The sequence below is a fragment of the Paenibacillus tritici genome (genome assembly GCF_018207515.1).
Classification (GTDB): domain Bacteria; phylum Bacillota; class Bacilli; order Paenibacillales; family Paenibacillaceae; genus Paenibacillus_AQ; species Paenibacillus_AQ tritici.
In genome coordinates, this window is sequence record NZ_CP073365.1 from 616,158 (window position 1) to 633,052 (window position 16,895).

Genomic DNA, 16,895 nt, shown 5'->3' on the forward strand with positions numbered 1-16,895 from the left:
CACTAATTCTGTATAATATTGTTATCTATAAAATAAGTTTCAAAGGAGTTTATAAGATGGAAAAAAATAAATTGCATGTATTTATAAATTTACTTGCATGCACCTTACTTATTTCAGCCTGTAATAGCAAGGATTCAATACCATCTAAAAATAATACTAATATTTCAGGAAATTCTTTAAATAATATAAACACGGAAAAGTATAATTTCGCCATAAAAACCTCTGAGGGTATTGTTTGGTCACCATCACCTGAACCATTCTCCTTCTACTTAAGTTCTCCTAATGAAAAAACACTGCGTATAGATAGGGCCAAAAAGTTATTTACTTTACCTTTGCATGACGGGGAAGCTAATTTAGTAGTGGATGAAGTTTTTGGATTAGGAGATTACATTATTTATCATACTTCATCTGTATTTTCTGATGGAGCTCAGCCATTAAGACAACAGGTATGGGTGATGAGAATAGACAATCCTACCTCAAATAAAGAAATCCTAGAGTTTCATTCAACGGGAGGCAAAGCTTATAGTTATGCAGTTGATGAAAAAGAAAGACTATATGTATCTGTTTCTGTAATTCCAGGAAATGCAGATGGTAGTGATAGCTACGAAGTTTATGTTTATAATATTTCAACCGACAAAAAGGAAAAAGTCCAAAATTATTCGCTTAACAAACCATCAATCGACTCCATCCAGTTTACTTATAATGAGAAAAAATATTCTTATAAACTTCATGCTAAATAAAATCTATTTGGAGGCGATTGATAATGAAACGTTGGACAAAGATTGGAATTAGTGCAGCTCTTTTTACTACTATTTTCAGTGCGGGGGCTTATGCAGCAACTGCGGTGCCTAAAATTTTTGTCAATGGTAATCAAGTCAAATCAAGCCTACAGCCAAAAATAATTGATGGTTCGGTTTACATCCCGATTCGTGCAGTGTCGGAGGGACTTGGTGCCGATATTCAGTGGGATAACAAAGCTAAAAATGTATACGTAGATTCAGATCCAAACTTCAAAATGGAAACGAGTGCTACGGCCTATGTATTTGGGCGAAATTTAGCGTTTAAGTGGATTATGGCCTATGACGAGAGGTCGGTTGCGGAGGCTAATGCTTTAGTGGCCCCCAGCTTTAAAACGGATATCTACAAAGAATCTTTTCCCGGGGGAACTTATAATTTGGCAACCATTGTAGATATGAAAGTAGTTGCAAGATCAGAGATTGGACTTACTGTCAGAATCGTTCAACGAGTGACTGCAGAGGATGATTATAAGGTGAAGGTAGAAAAATGGGATTTTATCTTTGAAAACAACAAAATTAAATCGGTAAAAGTAGTGCCTAAATCCACTAAATATTTGGATCGGTATACGTTATTCCCTGGAACAAGCTTTGGTATTTAATTAGTGAATCATTATGGTTAAACTCCGTCAGATAGTGTACCTTAGTACTATTAGTAGTTAGGAGTGGTGACTTGTTGTGAAGAAAAGTAGACGAACCCCCGTGCTGGTCGCGGTCTCGATTCTGTTAATTATTATCAGCAGCCTGATCCCATCGGATAAATCCGCTTGGCTGGGGGCTTTACAGACCATTCTGCTGGGCGTTGGACTGCTCGGCTGCTGCATGGCCTTCTGGCGGTTCGCCAAGGGCGGTAAGGGCAAAAGCTGATTTGAGGGGCACTTCACACCATCCGCCCCCCGTCATCTCCCGCCTTATCCCGCCGAAGGGCGGTGGACAGCGGGCATTGTTGAATGCGCGGCCGCCATTTGTTTGCGTATCCCTCTAAGCTGGGCTTTCAGCTCGGGGACGTTATGCTGGAGGATCTGGCTGATGTCGGAAAGGGGAAGCTGGAGGCCGTACCATAAGGCACTGGCAATCTGATCCTCCCAGCTAAGCAGGGCAGAGGTGCAGTGGCTGCGCTCCTGGGCAAGGGTGGAGCATTGGCGGATACACTCCTTGTAAGCGGCCGGGGAGCCAGCCTTCCCTTGCGGGAGGCTTCCTTTCAGCCATAGCTCATAGAGCGACGCGAAGGTAGCGGCTGCGGCTTGATCCGCGCGGGCACCCTTCTCCAGCAGCAGGCAGCTGAGAGCATAGACGGGTCCGCTGTATTGCTCGACATAATGTTTGAATCCGGCAGTATTAGCTGCCTTGGGCGATAACAGGTCTGGCATGGTACACGTTCCTTCTCTCTTTACGCTTACGGGGTTAGCTGTCGGATTCGGACGGTGAGAGTCGCCCTGCCTGCCAGAGACTGCGCAATGGTAGTCTCCTTTCGGATTCACCCCAAGTAAGGCCTGCGGCCTAATGGTTCCCCCGTTTTCCGCTTGGCGGAAATTCAGCGTGCATGTATGATTTCACAATGTAACTTTCAACACGAATCATACACTTTTAGGATTGTCTTTGTAAAAATGGAAAAGAGTTCTTTTGCGCCGGATTTACAATAAATTGCTGCCTGGTTACGCAGTTTTGAATCTAAAACCATATATGTAGCCGATAATCACTGGTTATCTCACTCAATCGCCGTTTTTTATTTTTGTCGCAGGCAGCAGCGTGCCGTAAGCGCTTTACCCGTAGGCGGATACTCTTGTGCGCCACCAGTTAACAGACAAAAGGTGCCGCCCTGCTTAGAGGGAGGCACCTTTTTGGCCTAACGTAAAGACAATTACAGCACAGCAGCTTCCATAAGCTCCTGAAGCTCAGGGAGATTGAAGCCCTTAACCGCCCGGTCCCCGGATACGGTGACTGGAATGCCCATGAAGCCCAGCTGCTCGACTTCTTCCTGATAGACGGCACTGGTCATGACATCCCGGACCTCGAAGGGAATACCCTTACTCTCCAGCAGCTGCTTCACCTGATTGCATTCGCTGCAGCCGGTGGTGGAATAGACAATAATGTTCGCGCTCATTGTTCCACTGCTTCCTTTATGGCATTTTGGGTAATCTTCCAGTGTGAGGTGTTCCAGCGGACTTCGCTGTCCTCCAGCAGGAAAATTTGCGGAGATTCATGCTTAATGCCAAGCTCCTCGGCAATCTGGTTAGAGACGGGGCGGTCCTCAATCACATGGACAATGGCAGCAGGCGTATCTGAATTCTGTGTGTAGGCCCGGAATTCCTCATTGGCCTTGGCACTGATCGGGCAGGTTGTGCTGTGCTTGAAGAGCAGTTTTTTGCCAGGCTGCCCGATATATTGCTGTAGCTCATCCGTGGTACGGATCTGTTGAATAGACACCTTAGAATCACCTTCCTGGGGTAAGATTTAATGAAACCTGTTGCCAACAATTGTGTTGTTAACAACTATTATTCCTGATTGTAACATAGTTCAAAATTAAAGCAAAAGAAAGTTAAGCCGGCTTGCCCCTCCCTTGCGGGATGTTGTTAACGGCTTATTGCCGTGCTAATGTGAGAAGGATGAGGACTATGCTCGGTGCGTTATGAAGCAGATACGAGGGGGGAGCTCATGAAAAGGGTCGCTTGTGTGACCGGTGCGGACCGTGGACTCGGATTTCACCTTGTCCGCTCTCTTTTGGAGAGTAAGTACACGGTGTTCGCCGGACAGTATGTGCCTGACTCTCAGGAATTGAAGGCTTTGAAAGCGCAATACCCGGATCGCCTGCGGCTGGTTCCTCTCGATATCGGCAATGCAGGGAGCGTGAAGGAAGCCGCACGGAGTATTGCCGGAAGCACAGGGCATATAGATATGCTTATTAATAATGCGGGGATTATCCACCGGTCGGACGATGCTACAGTGCTCGTGGATATGGATGATGAAGCGATGGCGCATATTTATAACGTGAATACGCTGGGTGCGCTAAGGGTGAGCAATGCATTGATGGGGTTGCTCCTGCAAGGCAGGCAGCGGCTGGTGGTTAATATCTCCTCGGAAGCCGGCAGCATCGGGCGGAACAAGCGGATGAATATGTATGGCTACTCCATGTCGAAGGCCGCGCTTAATATGCAATCTTCGCTGATGCATAATCATCTGCGCAGGATGGGCGGACAGGTGATGGTCTTCCATCCCGGCTGGCTGCAGACCTACATGAATGGAGAGAAGGATATCGAAGCGCCTGTTACGCCTGAGGAATCCGCCGCCAAGATTATGACGATCGTCCATAACCATAAGCTGTATCTGGCCGAAGAACCGGTGTACATTGATCTGGACGGTAACCTGTGGCCCTGGTAATATAGCAGAATTGTTAATTTGACCATAGAAAGGTGCGCATACTATGTCTCCTTACAAAGCGCTCGCGTTCGGCAGCTATACCGAAGTGAAATATCATCCCTTCCAAGAGGTAGACCGCCAGATCGGGCAACTGCTCGAACCGGAGTTCCGGGTGGACGCAACGGAGGACTATGGACGGATGAACAAGGACGAGCTGGCTGATTGTAAGCTGGTGGTCTCTTATACAGAATTCTCCGAGGATAAATTGTGCGCTGCACAGAGCGGGGCGCTGCTCGCTTATGTGGCTGGCGGCGGGGGGCTGCTCGTAGTGCACAACGGAATTTCTCTACAGCGCAATCAGGAGCTTGGGGGGATGCTTGGTGCCCGGTTCACCCACCATCCGGCGTATACGGCACTTCATATGAGTGTTGCTGCCCCGGAGCATCCGGTTATGCAGGGAGTCAGCGATTTTGTCATAGAGGATGAGCCTTATTATTTCGAGCAGCATCCCTATTTCGAGACCACGGTGCTTCTGGAGTATCCTCATGACGGAGCTATGAGACAGGCTGCATGGTGTCATGAATTCGGAGCAGGCCGGGTCGTCTATCTGATGCCGGGGCATCACCTGCCCTCCTTCTCGTCAGAGCCGCTGCGCCGGATGATCCGCAGAGGCGGATTATGGGCAGCGGGGCTGCTGTAGCAGTGAGACCAGCTTAAGCTATGCTTCGGCTGGTTTTTTGCTGTTATTCCATATGTGTAAGCAATATTTATGGCAAAAATCTCTTGACCCTGACACTGGTGTCAGGGTTTATACTGAACGCAGACCATTTCTCATGAACCCGGGAGAATGCCATGAAAATAGGTGAGCTAGCCGCACTTACGGGCGTAAGCGTCCGTTCACTGCGATATTATGAACGTCAGGGACTAATCCAGCCGCTTCGGCAGGATAACGGTTACCGTGAATATTCGCCGCTTGCCGTGAATACGGTGGAGACCATCAAGCTGTATCTGAATCTGGGTCTGTCAACAGAGGAGATTGCCGGATTCCTGCATTGTGTCCTCAAGAACAAAGAGGCCTTCTGTGCGGAAGTGATGCCGCTGTACCGGAGCAAGCTGGAAGAGATTGAACGCCAGCTGACGGAGCTGAATCAGATCAAGCGGAATCTGCAGGACCGGATGGCTTCAATTCTCCAAGAGCAGCAGAACGAAGAAGAATAGCGGATAGTGAAGGAGGAGCTTAAGATGGCTATGATAATTGCTGATAATGCCGGAGCTGTGCGTGAACAGCTCCAGGCTGGCGGAACGGTACTGGTGGATTACGGTGCGTCCTGGTGTCCACCCTGCAGGACCCTGCTGCCGATTCTGGAAGAGCTGAACGCCGAGTATGGGGATGATGTGAGGATCATTAAGGTGGACTGCGATGAACTGCCGGAGCTCGCATCGGAAGCCGGGGTTATGAGTATGCCGACAGTGATCGTATACAGCGGCGGACAGCCCGTCGAGAAGCTGGTCGGCCTGCGGCCGAAATCCGTGTATCAGGGTGTGCTCAACAAAGTGGCTGGAGCAGTGCGCAGCACTCATTAAGCAACCTAGGATGACCCGGGGCAGCTGCCGGGACAGTTCTTCGCATGAGGACGGCAGCGGCCCGTTCTAACCTAACACAAGAGACAAAGGCAGGACCCGCAAGGATTTCAGCGGGGTCCTGCCTTTGAATTTTTCCGGGTATGAAGGGAAGATGATGCCGCTATCTGGGAATCTGTTTAACAGGGACAACCTCGTTCTGATACAGGGCTTCCATTATCTCTGCGCGGAGCGTATCGGTGAAGGCTGCCCATACTTTTGGGCCAACATCCAGTTGTTCGCGTCCAATGGACTGCAGGGTCTCAAGGCTGACACGCTTGTCATTAATGACTCCAAGCTGCTCTTGAATGTCCTTATAGAGGGCTTCATGGGCATGGAATTTCTGATTCAGCGCAAAAGCGGCCGCATTCGCAGTATAGCGCAGCTCTTTGGCTGCAATGCGCAGCTCATGAAGGGCCTCAAAGGCTTCCTTCCATTCCGTTTCAGGAGCCTTGAACAAGGTCTTGCAGGCTTTTTTCTTTTGTTCAAAGGCGACTTCAAGCTCGCGCATGACGACATTGGCATCTTTTTTGGCTGCGAGCGTCTCTAATTGGGTCTCCATGAATGTATTCCACTGCGCTTCGAGTGTCCGGCCGGACAGCTTGGGCAGCTTGTTCTTCAGCTTCTTGCGGGAAGTCTCCCTTGAATCCTTCTGGTGCCCGATTACCGCCTTCAGCAGCTTGGCCGTCTTGTGTTCGCCCGCTTCTGTGACCGACTTCCGCCGGGCCTTGAACGACGCGATCAGTACATCGGCATCCCGGACCTTCCCAAGCTTCTTCTGTGCCTGCTTAAGGCTGCTGTACAATTCTGCGGTAACGGTGTGGCCCGGATCAAGAATGGATAAGAGGGTCAGCAGTTTACGGCTATTGACTCTGGCCTGATGGATATCTTCGTCTTTGAATCCGTTCAGCGCATCCTTGCTGTAGTCCTGAAAGTTAATATACAGCTTGTTCATGGCCTGTTCCCATTGTCTGGACTTGCTCACTTGCCTGTCCTTTGCCTGTTGTTCGGTGGTCATGCGGCATCACTCCTAGGGGTTGTGTATAGCATGAACTTAAGCGAGAATCTTATGGCTGGTATATTCTTCTTATCTATATAAGGATAACGGGTCCGGGCAGCTATTTCAAATCTGGAATTTAGACGTTGCTGCGGATGCCGCAGGGGGGAGAGATCGGTTACAATATGACTAATTAGTGAGACTTAGGGGGAATGGGAATGCGAAGTGAACCTTATAATGTGCTGGAGAACGGGGCGGCGGGAAGGCTGCCGGAGAAGCTGGTTGTCTTCACGCATGCGGGCGGTGAAGCAGAGGGAACAGCATCCGTGCAGGATATGCTGGTCCCGTTTGCCTTCGAAGAGGTGCTGTGCCGTGATGTCGGAGCCGGGAAGGTTCCGCCGGTGCTGCATCTGTGGAGTCATCCCGGCGGTGTAGCACTCGGGCTGCGGGACAGTAAGCTGCCCCGTGCGGCTGAGGCGATGCAGGCGCTTGAGCAGCAGGGCATCCGCACGGCGGTCCGCCATTCGGGAGGGGCTGCCGTGCCCCTGGATACGGGGGTAATCAACGTATCCCTGCTGCTCCCGAAGCCAGCCGGGAAGCTTGATTTCCACGATGACTTCCGGCTGCTGGCTTCGGTGATTACCGAAGCGGTAGCCGTGAGCCACCCGCAGGCAGCGGCGCTGATCCGGGCCGAAGAAGTCACCGGGTCGTATTGCCCCGGTGACTTCGACCTGGCGATCGGCGGCCGCAAGTTCTGCGGCATCGCCCAGCGCAGACAGAGCAGTGCGTACTTCGTCCACGCGTTCGTGATTGTGTCCGGCTCGGGGCTTGCGCGCGGAGAGCGCATCCGCCGCTTCTATATGGATGCAGCGGATGGCGATGAATCCCTGGATTATCCCCGCGTGCGGCCGGAGACCATCGCCGCGCTCGCTGAGCTGGGCGGCCCGGCTTCGGCGGCCGAATTCACCGCAGGAATCCGGCAGGTGCTTGCAAGCCGGGGGACCCTGCTGCTGCCCGAGGAGCAATTGCAGCAGGAGACAGGCTATAGCCTGCGGTACAGTGATCCGCAGGTGCTTGAGGCCGCGCGTATCCTCCGGGAGAGGTACGCCCGCTGAAGCGGCGCACCGGCTGAAGGTAAGACATCCACGCTACCGCAACTACACATAGAACTCCGGTCTCCGGTCCGTGAAGACCGGGATTTGCTCCCGCACCTCCCGGACCCTGGCGAGGTAAATCTCGCCGCTAAGGATCTCTTCATGGCCGGAGGCCTCACACACAATATCACCCCAAGGATCAATGATCAGGGAATGTCCGCCGAAGGTATTGGCCGGATCATCCCCCACCCGGTTGCAGGCCACAACGAAGCACTGATTCTCGATCGCCCGGCTGATCAGCAGGGCCCGCCAGTGGGACAAGCGGGGAAGCGGCCACTCTGCGCTGATGAACAGGATCTCAGCGCCTTCTGCCATATGGGCCCGGACCCACTCCGGGAACCGAATGTCGTAGCAGATCAGCCCGGCGCAGGAGATACCGTCCAGCTTGAACAGTCCTTTGGCGGAGCCGGGCTGGAGGTAGAGATGCTCCTCCATCAGCTTGAACAGATGCAGCTTGCTGTACTCCCCGGCGGGCGCACCGCTGCGGTCATATACATACATAGTGTTGGTAATGCCATTCGCCTGCCTGGCGGCGATGGAGCCTGCAACAATGTTCACCCCATATTCCCGGGCCAGACCTGACATTAAGGCAGCAGTGGCCTGTCCTCCGGGATCAGCGATATCATCAAGCCGGGTCAGATCATATCCCGTGGTCCATAATTCGGGAAGGATAATGCAGTCCGGCCGGCCTGCGGCAGCCTCACGAATTTTGCGCTCAGCGGCAGCATAATTCACCTCTGGTTTGCCAAAAGCTATATCGAGCTGAATCAGAGCTATTTTCATACGGAATCCTCCTTGAATTAATTAGTTGACGGGTCAATGATTTCGGTGTAAAGTATATTTTAGAAGAAAGGTTTTGCACAATTCATTTGCGTTAGGGGGTTAATTTTGAGAGAGATTCTGCCGGATGAACATAAGATTTTTGAACTGCTGCAGGCTCTGCACAAAGGAATCAGCCCCAAATTCGAGCGCTGCGCCGGCGTTACTCCCACCCGGTTCAGGCTACTGCAAGAGCTGTATACCGCTTCAGAGATCAGTCAGATTTCACTGCAAAAGCTGCTGGATATCGACGCTGCAGCCGTTACCCGTCACCTGAGAGGGCTTGAAGAGAACGGAATGATTACCCGCCGGAATAATCCTGCCGATAACAGAGTGACTCTCGTCACCCTGACCGCTCATGGCCGGGAGCATATAGATGCTTACCGGGAGAACAAGACCCAGTTCATTGGTGATCTGCTGGCCGGATTCAATGAACAGGAGCGAACCGAACTCGCAGAGATGCTTACCCGGCTGCAACATAATATCAATGTACTGTAGCCGGCACCTATAATCAAACCATTTTAAAGGAGCTAATTATTCATGAACACTACCAAAAACAATGATTTCATCAGCATTATTACAGGACGCCGCTCGATCCGCAAATACGATTCATCCGTCAAAATCAGCAAAGAGGAAATGACAGAGATTCTTACTGAAGCTACGCTGGCGCCTTCCTCCGTGAATATGCAGCCTTGGCGGTTCCTGATCATTGAGAGCCCGGAAGCCAAAGCCAAGCTGGCCCCTATTGCCAAGTTCAACCAGACTCAGGTCGAAACCTCCGCCGCTATGATTGCCGTATTCGGTGATATGAATAACTTCGATTACGCTGAACAAATCTACGGAACGGCTGTAGAACGCGGACTTATGCCTGCCGAGGTCAAAGAAAGACAGCTGGCCGCCCTGGGCGCCCACTTCGCCAAGCTGCCCGCAGATGTGAACAGAGAGACCGTGATGATTGACGCCGGTCTGGTCTCCATGCAGTTGATGTTGTCCGCCCGCGCACACGGGTATGACACCAATCCGATCGGCGGATTTGAAAAGGATCAGATCGCTGAAATGTTCGGTATGGACAAAGAACGCTACATTCCGGTTATGCTGATTTCGATCGGAAAAGCACTTGAGGAGGGCTACGCCTCTGTCCGTCTGCCTATCGACACGATTGCCCAGTGGAAATAACGCTATACCCATGAAATTTTAGGAGGAATATCCGAATGATTATTATCCATGCCCTGCTTCATGTGAATCCTGCACGGGAGGAAGAGTTCCTTGAAGCGGCGAAGCCAATGATTACTGCAACGCACGAAGAAGAGGGTAACCTGTCCTACGAGCTGTACAAACATGCAGCAGACGGAAGTCTCTATATTATGGTTGAGACCTGGCGCGATCAGGCAGCAGTCGCCGCTCATAACACAAGCCCTCACTTTACCGCTTTTGCTGCCAGAGCGGGAGAGTTCCTGAGCGCACCGCTGGATGTTAAGGCGTATCATGCAGAGGAACTGAGCAAATAATTGCCCCATGAATCATATGTTCTGTATCAGGGATGCCCGGCAGTGTTACGCTGCTGTGGCATCTTTTTTGTTGTATAGGAAATTATAACACTGTCTGTTATGAATGATCATGAGGCTGAATGAGTAAATAAGGAGCCTAGAATGTATACGGAAAACCGAACACAATTGGACTGGAAGCGCCGCGTAAGCCGAATGTAACCGAAAAACCGAACACAATTGGATTGTGAGCGCCGCGTAGGCCGAATGTAATCGGAAAACCGAACACAATTGGACTGGATGTGCCACGTAGGCCGGATGCCCCGGAATGGGCAGATGGGTAAGGGGTGGGTACGAGTGTCTGGAACGCAGAGGTTCTTACATTATTTGTTGACGGGCAGCGGCCGGAAGCCCAAATGTTCACCGCAGTGACGACGAAGCTTCAAGTTCAAATCTTAAGTTTGTCTTATCTATGTGCTTCCTGTCCAGATCTGCCCTGCGTTTATAAACCGTGCAGGCGGGGTATCTTACCTTACCCTCACTTGTCCTGCCATTGCAGGCGGTAACCACAGGGGGATTCATGAAGGAGATGAAGGGCAGCATGGACCACTTACATAGCAGCAGAAACAGCCATTCCTCACAAATACCTGCCGGGGAACGGGAGGAGCATGTGCAGCAGGATCTGTTAGATTACGTGAATTACCATATATCCGGCGGGTCTCTGACACCGCTCACAGCAGGGTCGGAGGAGGCGGATTCCAGATTCGCAGCCGTTCTGAAGAGCAGGGATATTCGCGCTTATCGTCAGGAATGCGGGGGTGTATTAACCGAGGTGCAGCAGTTAGAGCAGATCCCCGGTGTGAGTCCTGAGATGCTATCACAGCTCGCAGGCGCTACATCCGAGCTGGATTCCGGGAAGCTCCGGGTCCTGGCGCCGCAGACCACCCGGCATAACCGGGTGGACCCTTATGTGAACGGACCGCAGTGTCTGGATATGCTGCTCGGTGAGATCCGCAAGGCAGAACGGTATATTCATCTATCCGTGATGCTGTTCTTCAATGACCAGTCGGGGAACCGGATCGCTTCTGAGCTGCTGCAAGCCCTTGAGCGCGGTGTTGAGGTAAGAATGATGGTGAATTACACCGTCACCGCCCTGGGATACGGCAATAATCTGGAGGTGGGGCAATTCTCCAGGATTGCCGGGCGTCTGGAGCGGGCGGGAGCTAAGCTGCTGGATACCTTCCACTCCTACTATGCTGCGGAGGAATGGGCGGTGAAGCGTAAGGTGCTGAAGTCGCAGGGTGTCCCCGAGAGCATTCTTTTTCTGCAGGACAAGGTGCAGGAGGATGTGGAGGTTACCGGACTGAATGTCATTGATCACCGCAAATTCATGGTTATAGACGGAACAACCGCTATTATCGGGAGTCTGAATATCGGGGACCAATATACGTATGCAACTCCCATACAAGAGGCCCCGGACCAGCAGGTAGACGGACGCCCGCTGGGTATTCCCGCGAAGGAGGAGGAGTGGCATGACGGCTGCTTCCGGATTCAGGGCGCTGCCGCTCAGCCGCTGAATGCTGTTTTTCAGTCCAGATGGCTGCTGCTGGGGGGTGATCACTTTGATATCGGGGCTCCGTTCTACCGCCCGGCGGTGAACTATGCATTCGGTGAGGAGGAATGTACGCTCTTCGTGAGCTTCCCCGGCAACCCGGTGAATCTGATTCAGCAATATCTTCTGGATCTGATCACCTATGCTGCGGACGAGACCCTTATTCTGAATCCGTATCTGATTGATCAGGCCTTCTGGGACCGGCTGGGTGAGGTGGGCCCGGAGCGTGCCTGCCATATCTCGATATGCAATCCGCTGGAGGTCAATGATCATCCGACGAACAAGGCGGCGGTACGCAGCAACATGTACGTTCCCTTCTCTAACGGGGTGTCTTTTTATGATTACAGCAGTACAGAGCGGTTCTCCCACTGGAAAATCACCTATGACCGCAGGTCGCAGGCTGTATTTCATGGCTCGTATAATATCAATGAACGGAGTGCCTGCCATGATTTTGAACTGGGAATGCTGGTCAAGGGCAGGAGCCTCGCAGAGAAGGTGAAGCGCATGATGGATTATGACCTTAGCGTCTCCCGCCGGATCAGTGATAAACACGAATTCTTCAAACACCCCTGGCTGCATCCCAGCACGTATCTGAACAAGGCGACACAGAATTACACCTGATATCCTCCTTGGCTCCAGGTCATGTATAATGGCGTTATGACGACGAACGAAGATGGAGCCAATGAAGATGAACATACACATTCTTGAAAAAGGTCTGCGGAAGGACGAGATCATATTTACGGCAGCGGAATTGGGGGAAGCCAGAGCCGTCTGGTGCGGCCCTCCCGTTCAACCGGGAGAGGTGCGGGAGGCTGAATTCGAGCTGCCCCAGCTCTTCATGCGCTGGGTGGATATAGTGCCTTCAGGAAGCACTGCCTGTGAGATGCGGATTGAGGGGAATACGGTCGTACTGACGGGTATCCTGGAGAATATAGAGGAAGACGGAACCGGTTATCTGCGGCTTGGCCGGGATCTGATTATGCTCGAATGTCTCGGCGAGCCGATGGCACTGGGCAGTTATGTCGAGATAAGGACCCGGGAAATCAGGCTGTATCCGGTGAATCTGTAAGGGCGGCGTAGCCACCTTCCGGTAAATGAGCTACACTAATATAGATTGGCAAGTTCAGCATAAGGAGCAGAAGTTCAATGAACAGCGATATTCAACAATTCAAGACGGAATTCTTCAAGGCGCTGGCTCATCCGATGCGGATTCGTATTCTGGAGCTACTAAGCGAGGGCGAGAAGAATGTGAACGAGATGCAGGCCATCCTGGGTTCCGAAGGCTCTGCGGTATCCCAGCAGCTTGCCGTACTCCGGGCCAAGAATGTGGTCACCAGTGTCAAGGAAGGCACTACCGTCATTTATGCGCTCCGTGATCCTCTGATCAAGGATCTTCTGGCTGTGGCGAGACAGATCTTCGACAATCATCTGGTGAGCACCATCTCTTTGCTTGAAGGCATCCGCAGCGAATAACCCCGGCTTCCGGGGGGCGGATTACCCCGTTGACAAGAGCGGCGGGCAGGAGTAATGTGAGTTATATATTCAAATAATCAGATATTCAGAGAAAAGAAGGTTAGAAAATGACAGGCTGGGGCCGTTTCAAAGGCTACAATATTGCTTCGCTGCGCAAGGATATCATTTCAGGGACAATCGTCGGCGTGATTGCCATCCCCTTGGGGATGGCATTTGCTATTGCTTCCGGTGTGAAGCCGGAATACGGAATTTATACAACCATTGTAGCCGGTATTCTGATTTCCCTTTTCGGCGGTTCAAGATTTCAGATCGGCGGGCCTACGGGTGCGTTTATTCCTATTTTATTCGGCATTGCCATGCAGTACGGCTATGAGAATCTGCTGATTGCCGGAATGATGGCCGGGGTGATTCTTGTCGTGATGGGCGCTCTGCGGCTGGGAGTTCTGATCCGGTTCATCCCGAAGCCGGTGACGATCGGCTTCACGGCCGGGATCGCCGTTATTATTTTTAGCGGGCAGATTGCGAACTTTCTCGGCCTGAGGGATATGGAGCGGCATGAGAGCTTTGTGGACAATATGAAGGAGATCGGTGCGCATCTCTCGACAATCAACCTGTACAGTATTCTGACTGCGGCGGTCTGTCTGGCTGTAGTGGTGCTGGGCATGAGGTTTGCTCCCAAGGTGCCGGGTTCCCTGATCGGACTTCTGTGCGCCACGCTCATCGCTGCCCTGTTCTTCAGCGGCAAGGTGACCACTATCGGCTCTGCTTACGGGGATATCCCGAATACACTCCCGAGCTTTCACTTTCCGCTGATTACCTGGGAGAAGATCAAGCTGCTGATCCGCCCCGCGTTTATCATTGCCATGCTGGGGGCCATTGAGTCGCTGCTCTCCGCAGTAGTGGCGGACGGCATGTCGGGCGACCGCCATGACAGCAACCGCGAGCTGATCGGCCAGGGTGTTGCTAACATTGCCGCCCCGCTGTTCGGCGGGATACCGGCTACCGGTGCGATTGCCAGAACAGCCACCAACATCCGCAGCGGCGCAGCATCTCCGCTCTCCGGTGTCATTCACGGCGTAGTGGTGTTCCTGATTCTGCTGCTGTTTGCCCCGTATGCTTCCAGCATTCCGCTGGCAGCGATGGCGCCGATTCTGATGGTCGTAGCCTGGAATATGAGTGAACGCAAGGAATTCCTCCACCTGCTTAAGCTGAAGACCGGGGATTCACTGGTGCTGGCGACCACCTTCCTGCTGACCGTATTTGCCGATCTGACACTGGCCGTAGAGGTGGGGCTGGTCCTTGCCGTTGTCCTCTTCGTGAAGCGGATGGGAGAAGTGCATCGAATCTCCAAGGTGCTGCCGGACCCGTCTTCCGTCAAGGTGGAGGCCCATATGGTAACAGAAAGCCATGATTGTCCGCAGATCGGAATCTATAATGTGGAGGGGCCGCTGTTCTTCGGAGCCGCGTACCGCTTCGACGATACCATGCCGGAGCTTGGCCCGGATCAGCCTAAGCTCATCCTGCTGCGTATGGGTAAGGTGCCGCTGATGGATACCACGGGCGAAGCCAATCTGGCGGCGCTGGTGAAGCAGCTGCAGGCGGATGGCGGGAGATTGATGATCTCGGGCATCCAGAGCCAGCCGCTGGAGCTGCTGAAGAAGACAGGGCTGTACGACCGGATCGGTGCGGCACAGTTCTATGATCATACCGGCGGAGCGATCAATGAAGCGCTGGGAAGTGTGGATTACAACCGGTGCCGGGGCTGCGAACATGCGGCCTTCAGAGAATGCAGCGCCTTCTCGGGGCTGGAGGAATCGTCACCGCGCAGCGCAGCCTTCAAGGGGCGTACCCCGGCGGTGACCGGGAAGCTGAGCGGCGGGATATAACCGGCGTAATCCGATGATGCAGGTGAATGACCATCTAAGACAAAGAGCTGTCCCAAAAGCCATGAAATGGCTGCTTGGGACAGCTCTTTGTTTCGGTTTAAGATCAGCAATAATTGTAGTATGTACACTTAAAAACATCGAAAAGGCATACGAGCATCGTCTACCTGTAGTCTGTACAACTAAATCAGGCCGAAGGAGTGAGAACCAGAAGAAAATGGAATTATAGATGTACGAAATACATCTAAATGAATAATTGGCTGGGAATCAGACATTTTAGTTGTACGAAGTACAATTAAGCCTGCCGCAACCCCCATCATCGGGTCATTAGAAACCCACCGCAGCAAGCCATGGCCCGATGTGGTTTTCACTAGTTTTAATCTGACCATATTCCTGAGCGGAGAGCTCCGGCCGACACAACATTGGACTATACCGCCCCATATTTGTACAATTGATATAGCTGAACTATATCAAGGCAAGGAGATTATCCCTTCATGAAGGAACTGAATTATACTAAGGTCTTCATCCTTTTGGCTGGAATGTCGGCGGCAACAATCGCAGTGTATCAGGTAGTATCCATTCGGACGGATACGTATTATGCTTTTCTGCTCTGGAATCTGTTTTTGGCCTGGGTGCCGTTCTTCTTCTCGATGCTGGCGCATGAGCTGGATAAGCGGAAGATTGGCGGTCTGCTGATTCTGCCGCTGGGTATAGCCTGGCTGCTGTTTTTTCCGAATGCGCCTTATATTATGACCGACCTGGTGCATCTGACGGTACGCAAAAGCAAATATATCGTCGACGGAGCAATCCAGAGCCGGTACTGGTATGATCTGACCACCCTGCTCTTATTCACCTGGAGCGGCTGGCTGACCGGATTCTTCTCGCTGTATCAGTTCCAGCATGTCATTTACCGCAAAAGCAATATGCTGCTCTCCTGGGTCTTCGTTCTGTTCGCCTGTGTGATGGGCGGCTATGGGGTACTGCTCGGCAGAGTCTACCGGCTGAACAGCTGGGATGTGCTGACAGACCGCCATCAGCTGTACCGGCTGGTCATGGACAGCCTCAACAGGCAGTCGGTGTTCTTCAGCCTGTTCGTCGCTTTTGTACTGCTGGTGATCTATGCTACTATGTATTGCTTGCTGAACGGGCTGGCGGGCGGGGACCGCCGGGGTTATTCGAAGGGCGGCAGAAGATGATCTTCCGCCCCGGCGCCGAAGTCATCCGTAAGCTCTGATTCCAGCTCCAGCTCGGGACCCGGGACATACTGATAACGCTCCAGGTCAACCATGCCCCGTTCATCAAAGACCACTCCTTCTCCCGCTAAGTACAGCTGCTGGAGGGAGGCGGACTCGTCTTCGGTCAGCGAGATCATTCCTTTGGCATTGATGACCCTGTGCCACGGCAGTCTGTACTTTCTGCTCATGGAGTGCAGAATGCGCACAACCTGCCGGGCGGCTCTGGGGCTTCCCGCAGCACGGGCAACTCCGCCGTAGGTCATGACCGAGCCCTCAGGGATCGACTGAATAATGAGGATAACTTTGCGGGTGAATGGTGTCATCGTACGGTCTCCTTTGTCTGTAACAGAACTATCCGCTGCTTAATGTACTAACCATACCATAAAGCTGCTGCGGCAAGGAGCCGCCGCTAGCCCTGATCATATGAAGTTTGGCCTCAGCCAGCCCCTTTCTTGCAGAGCGGGGCT

At 52.3% G+C, this 16,895-nt stretch carries 22 protein-coding genes and 1 riboswitch; of the genes, 16 read left to right on the plus strand and 6 right to left on the minus strand.

Going from position 1 to position 16,895, the window contains the following annotated elements:
• Positions 1 to 56 precede the first annotated feature (56 nt).
• From KDC22_RS02735 to KDC22_RS02745, 3 genes are all read left to right on the plus strand, one after another.
• Entirely contained in the window at positions 57 to 740 is a 684-nt protein-coding gene (locus KDC22_RS02735) for a hypothetical protein (protein WP_211721991.1), read from the plus strand.
• A gap of 23 nt (positions 741 to 763) precedes the next feature.
• On the plus strand, positions 764 to 1,396 hold the full coding sequence (locus tag KDC22_RS02740; protein ID WP_211721992.1) for a stalk domain-containing protein: 633 nt from the start codon (positions 764 to 766) through the stop codon (positions 1,394 to 1,396).
• 76 nt (positions 1,397 to 1,472) lie between these two features.
• Complete coding sequence (locus KDC22_RS02745; RefSeq protein ID WP_211721993.1) at positions 1,473 to 1,661, plus strand: hypothetical protein; 189 nt, start codon at positions 1,473 to 1,475, stop codon at positions 1,659 to 1,661.
• Positions 1,662 to 1,705: 44 nt separating this feature from the next.
• On the opposite strand, the gene KDC22_RS02750 is transcribed toward KDC22_RS02745, so the two are convergent.
• The 3 genes from KDC22_RS02750 to ytxJ form a co-directional block, all read right to left on the minus strand.
• A complete protein-coding gene (locus KDC22_RS02750; protein WP_211721994.1) occupies positions 1,706 to 2,164 on the minus strand; it encodes a hypothetical protein in 459 nt (152 codons plus the stop codon).
• Between the two features lie 9 nt (positions 2,165 to 2,173).
• Positions 2,174 to 2,344: riboswitch (cyclic di-AMP (ydaO/yuaA leader) on the minus strand.
• A 311-nt stretch (positions 2,345 to 2,655) separates the two neighbouring features.
• Complete coding sequence (locus tag KDC22_RS02755; RefSeq protein ID WP_173139213.1) at positions 2,656 to 2,898, minus strand: glutaredoxin family protein; 243 nt, start codon at positions 2,896 to 2,898, stop codon at positions 2,656 to 2,658.
• Positions 2,895 to 3,221 (minus strand): bacillithiol system redox-active protein YtxJ, encoded by a 327-nt coding sequence (gene ytxJ, locus KDC22_RS02760; RefSeq protein WP_211721995.1) that lies wholly within the window; start codon positions 3,219 to 3,221, stop codon positions 2,895 to 2,897. Before ytxJ ends, KDC22_RS02755 begins: the two co-directional genes overlap by 4 nt.
• A gap of 228 nt (positions 3,222 to 3,449) precedes the next feature.
• Between ytxJ and KDC22_RS02765 the strand changes: the two genes are divergently transcribed.
• From KDC22_RS02765 to KDC22_RS02780, 4 genes are all read left to right on the plus strand, one after another.
• Positions 3,450 to 4,172, plus strand: coding sequence for an SDR family NAD(P)-dependent oxidoreductase (locus KDC22_RS02765; RefSeq protein WP_211721996.1), 723 nt, complete (start codon positions 3,450 to 3,452; stop codon positions 4,170 to 4,172).
• A 43-nt stretch (positions 4,173 to 4,215) separates the two neighbouring features.
• The gene (locus KDC22_RS02770) at positions 4,216 to 4,851 is read left to right on the plus strand and encodes a ThuA domain-containing protein (RefSeq protein ID WP_211721997.1); all 636 of its coding nucleotides are present in this window, start codon (positions 4,216 to 4,218) and stop codon (positions 4,849 to 4,851) included.
• A 152-nt stretch (positions 4,852 to 5,003) separates the two neighbouring features.
• Positions 5,004 to 5,369, plus strand: a complete 366-nt coding sequence (locus KDC22_RS02775) for a MerR family transcriptional regulator (protein WP_211721998.1) — start codon at positions 5,004 to 5,006, stop codon at positions 5,367 to 5,369.
• 24 nt (positions 5,370 to 5,393) lie between these two features.
• Positions 5,394 to 5,735, plus strand: a complete 342-nt coding sequence (locus KDC22_RS02780) for a thioredoxin family protein (RefSeq protein ID WP_211721999.1) — start codon at positions 5,394 to 5,396, stop codon at positions 5,733 to 5,735.
• Positions 5,736 to 5,895: 160 nt separating this feature from the next.
• Here the strand turns inward: KDC22_RS02780 and KDC22_RS02785 are convergent, their stop codons facing one another.
• A complete protein-coding gene (locus tag KDC22_RS02785) occupies positions 5,896 to 6,789 on the minus strand; it encodes a CHAD domain-containing protein (RefSeq protein ID WP_211722000.1) in 894 nt (297 codons plus the stop codon).
• 197 nt (positions 6,790 to 6,986) lie between these two features.
• Between KDC22_RS02785 and KDC22_RS02790 the strand changes: the two genes are divergently transcribed.
• Positions 6,987 to 7,883, plus strand: coding sequence for a lipoate--protein ligase family protein (locus KDC22_RS02790; RefSeq protein WP_211722001.1), 897 nt, complete (start codon positions 6,987 to 6,989; stop codon positions 7,881 to 7,883).
• 42 nt (positions 7,884 to 7,925) lie between these two features.
• Here the strand turns inward: KDC22_RS02790 and KDC22_RS02795 are convergent, their stop codons facing one another.
• On the minus strand, positions 7,926 to 8,705 hold the full coding sequence (locus KDC22_RS02795; protein ID WP_211722002.1) for a carbon-nitrogen family hydrolase: 780 nt from the start codon (positions 8,703 to 8,705) through the stop codon (positions 7,926 to 7,928).
• Between the two features lie 105 nt (positions 8,706 to 8,810).
• Between KDC22_RS02795 and KDC22_RS02800 the strand changes: the two genes are divergently transcribed.
• The 8 genes from KDC22_RS02800 (at position 8,811) to KDC22_RS02835 (ending at position 16,389) form a co-directional block, all read left to right on the plus strand.
• Positions 8,811 to 9,239 carry a MarR family winged helix-turn-helix transcriptional regulator gene (locus tag KDC22_RS02800; protein ID WP_211722003.1) on the plus strand — a complete coding sequence of 143 codons (429 nt, stop codon included), beginning with the start codon at positions 8,811 to 8,813 and terminating at the stop codon, positions 9,237 to 9,239.
• A gap of 42 nt (positions 9,240 to 9,281) precedes the next feature.
• Positions 9,282 to 9,917, plus strand: a complete 636-nt coding sequence (locus tag KDC22_RS02805) for a nitroreductase family protein (protein ID WP_211722004.1) — start codon at positions 9,282 to 9,284, stop codon at positions 9,915 to 9,917.
• A 35-nt stretch (positions 9,918 to 9,952) separates the two neighbouring features.
• Positions 9,953 to 10,249 (plus strand): putative quinol monooxygenase, encoded by a 297-nt coding sequence (locus tag KDC22_RS02810; RefSeq protein WP_173139230.1) that lies wholly within the window; start codon positions 9,953 to 9,955, stop codon positions 10,247 to 10,249.
• 556 nt (positions 10,250 to 10,805) lie between these two features.
• Entirely contained in the window at positions 10,806 to 12,458 is a 1,653-nt protein-coding gene (locus KDC22_RS02815; protein WP_246553256.1) for a phospholipase D-like domain-containing protein, read from the plus strand.
• Between the two features lie 67 nt (positions 12,459 to 12,525).
• Positions 12,526 to 12,906 carry a hypothetical protein gene (locus KDC22_RS02820; protein WP_211722005.1) on the plus strand — a complete coding sequence of 127 codons (381 nt, stop codon included), beginning with the start codon at positions 12,526 to 12,528 and terminating at the stop codon, positions 12,904 to 12,906.
• A gap of 77 nt (positions 12,907 to 12,983) precedes the next feature.
• Complete coding sequence (locus KDC22_RS02825) at positions 12,984 to 13,310, plus strand: ArsR/SmtB family transcription factor (protein WP_173139232.1); 327 nt, start codon at positions 12,984 to 12,986, stop codon at positions 13,308 to 13,310.
• Positions 13,311 to 13,417: 107 nt separating this feature from the next.
• Positions 13,418 to 15,196 (plus strand): SulP family inorganic anion transporter, encoded by a 1,779-nt coding sequence (locus KDC22_RS02830; protein WP_211722006.1) that lies wholly within the window; start codon positions 13,418 to 13,420, stop codon positions 15,194 to 15,196.
• 491 nt (positions 15,197 to 15,687) lie between these two features.
• Positions 15,688 to 16,389: a DUF1361 domain-containing protein gene (locus KDC22_RS02835; protein WP_211722007.1), complete on the plus strand. Its 702-nt coding sequence runs from the start codon at positions 15,688 to 15,690 to the stop codon at positions 16,387 to 16,389.
• Here the strand turns inward: KDC22_RS02835 and KDC22_RS02840 are convergent.
• A complete protein-coding gene (locus KDC22_RS02840; protein WP_211722008.1) occupies positions 16,365 to 16,751 on the minus strand; it encodes an MGMT family protein in 387 nt (128 codons plus the stop codon). The two genes, KDC22_RS02835 and KDC22_RS02840, sit on opposite strands and share 25 nt — an antisense overlap.
• Between the last annotated feature and the right edge of the window lie 144 nt (positions 16,752 to 16,895).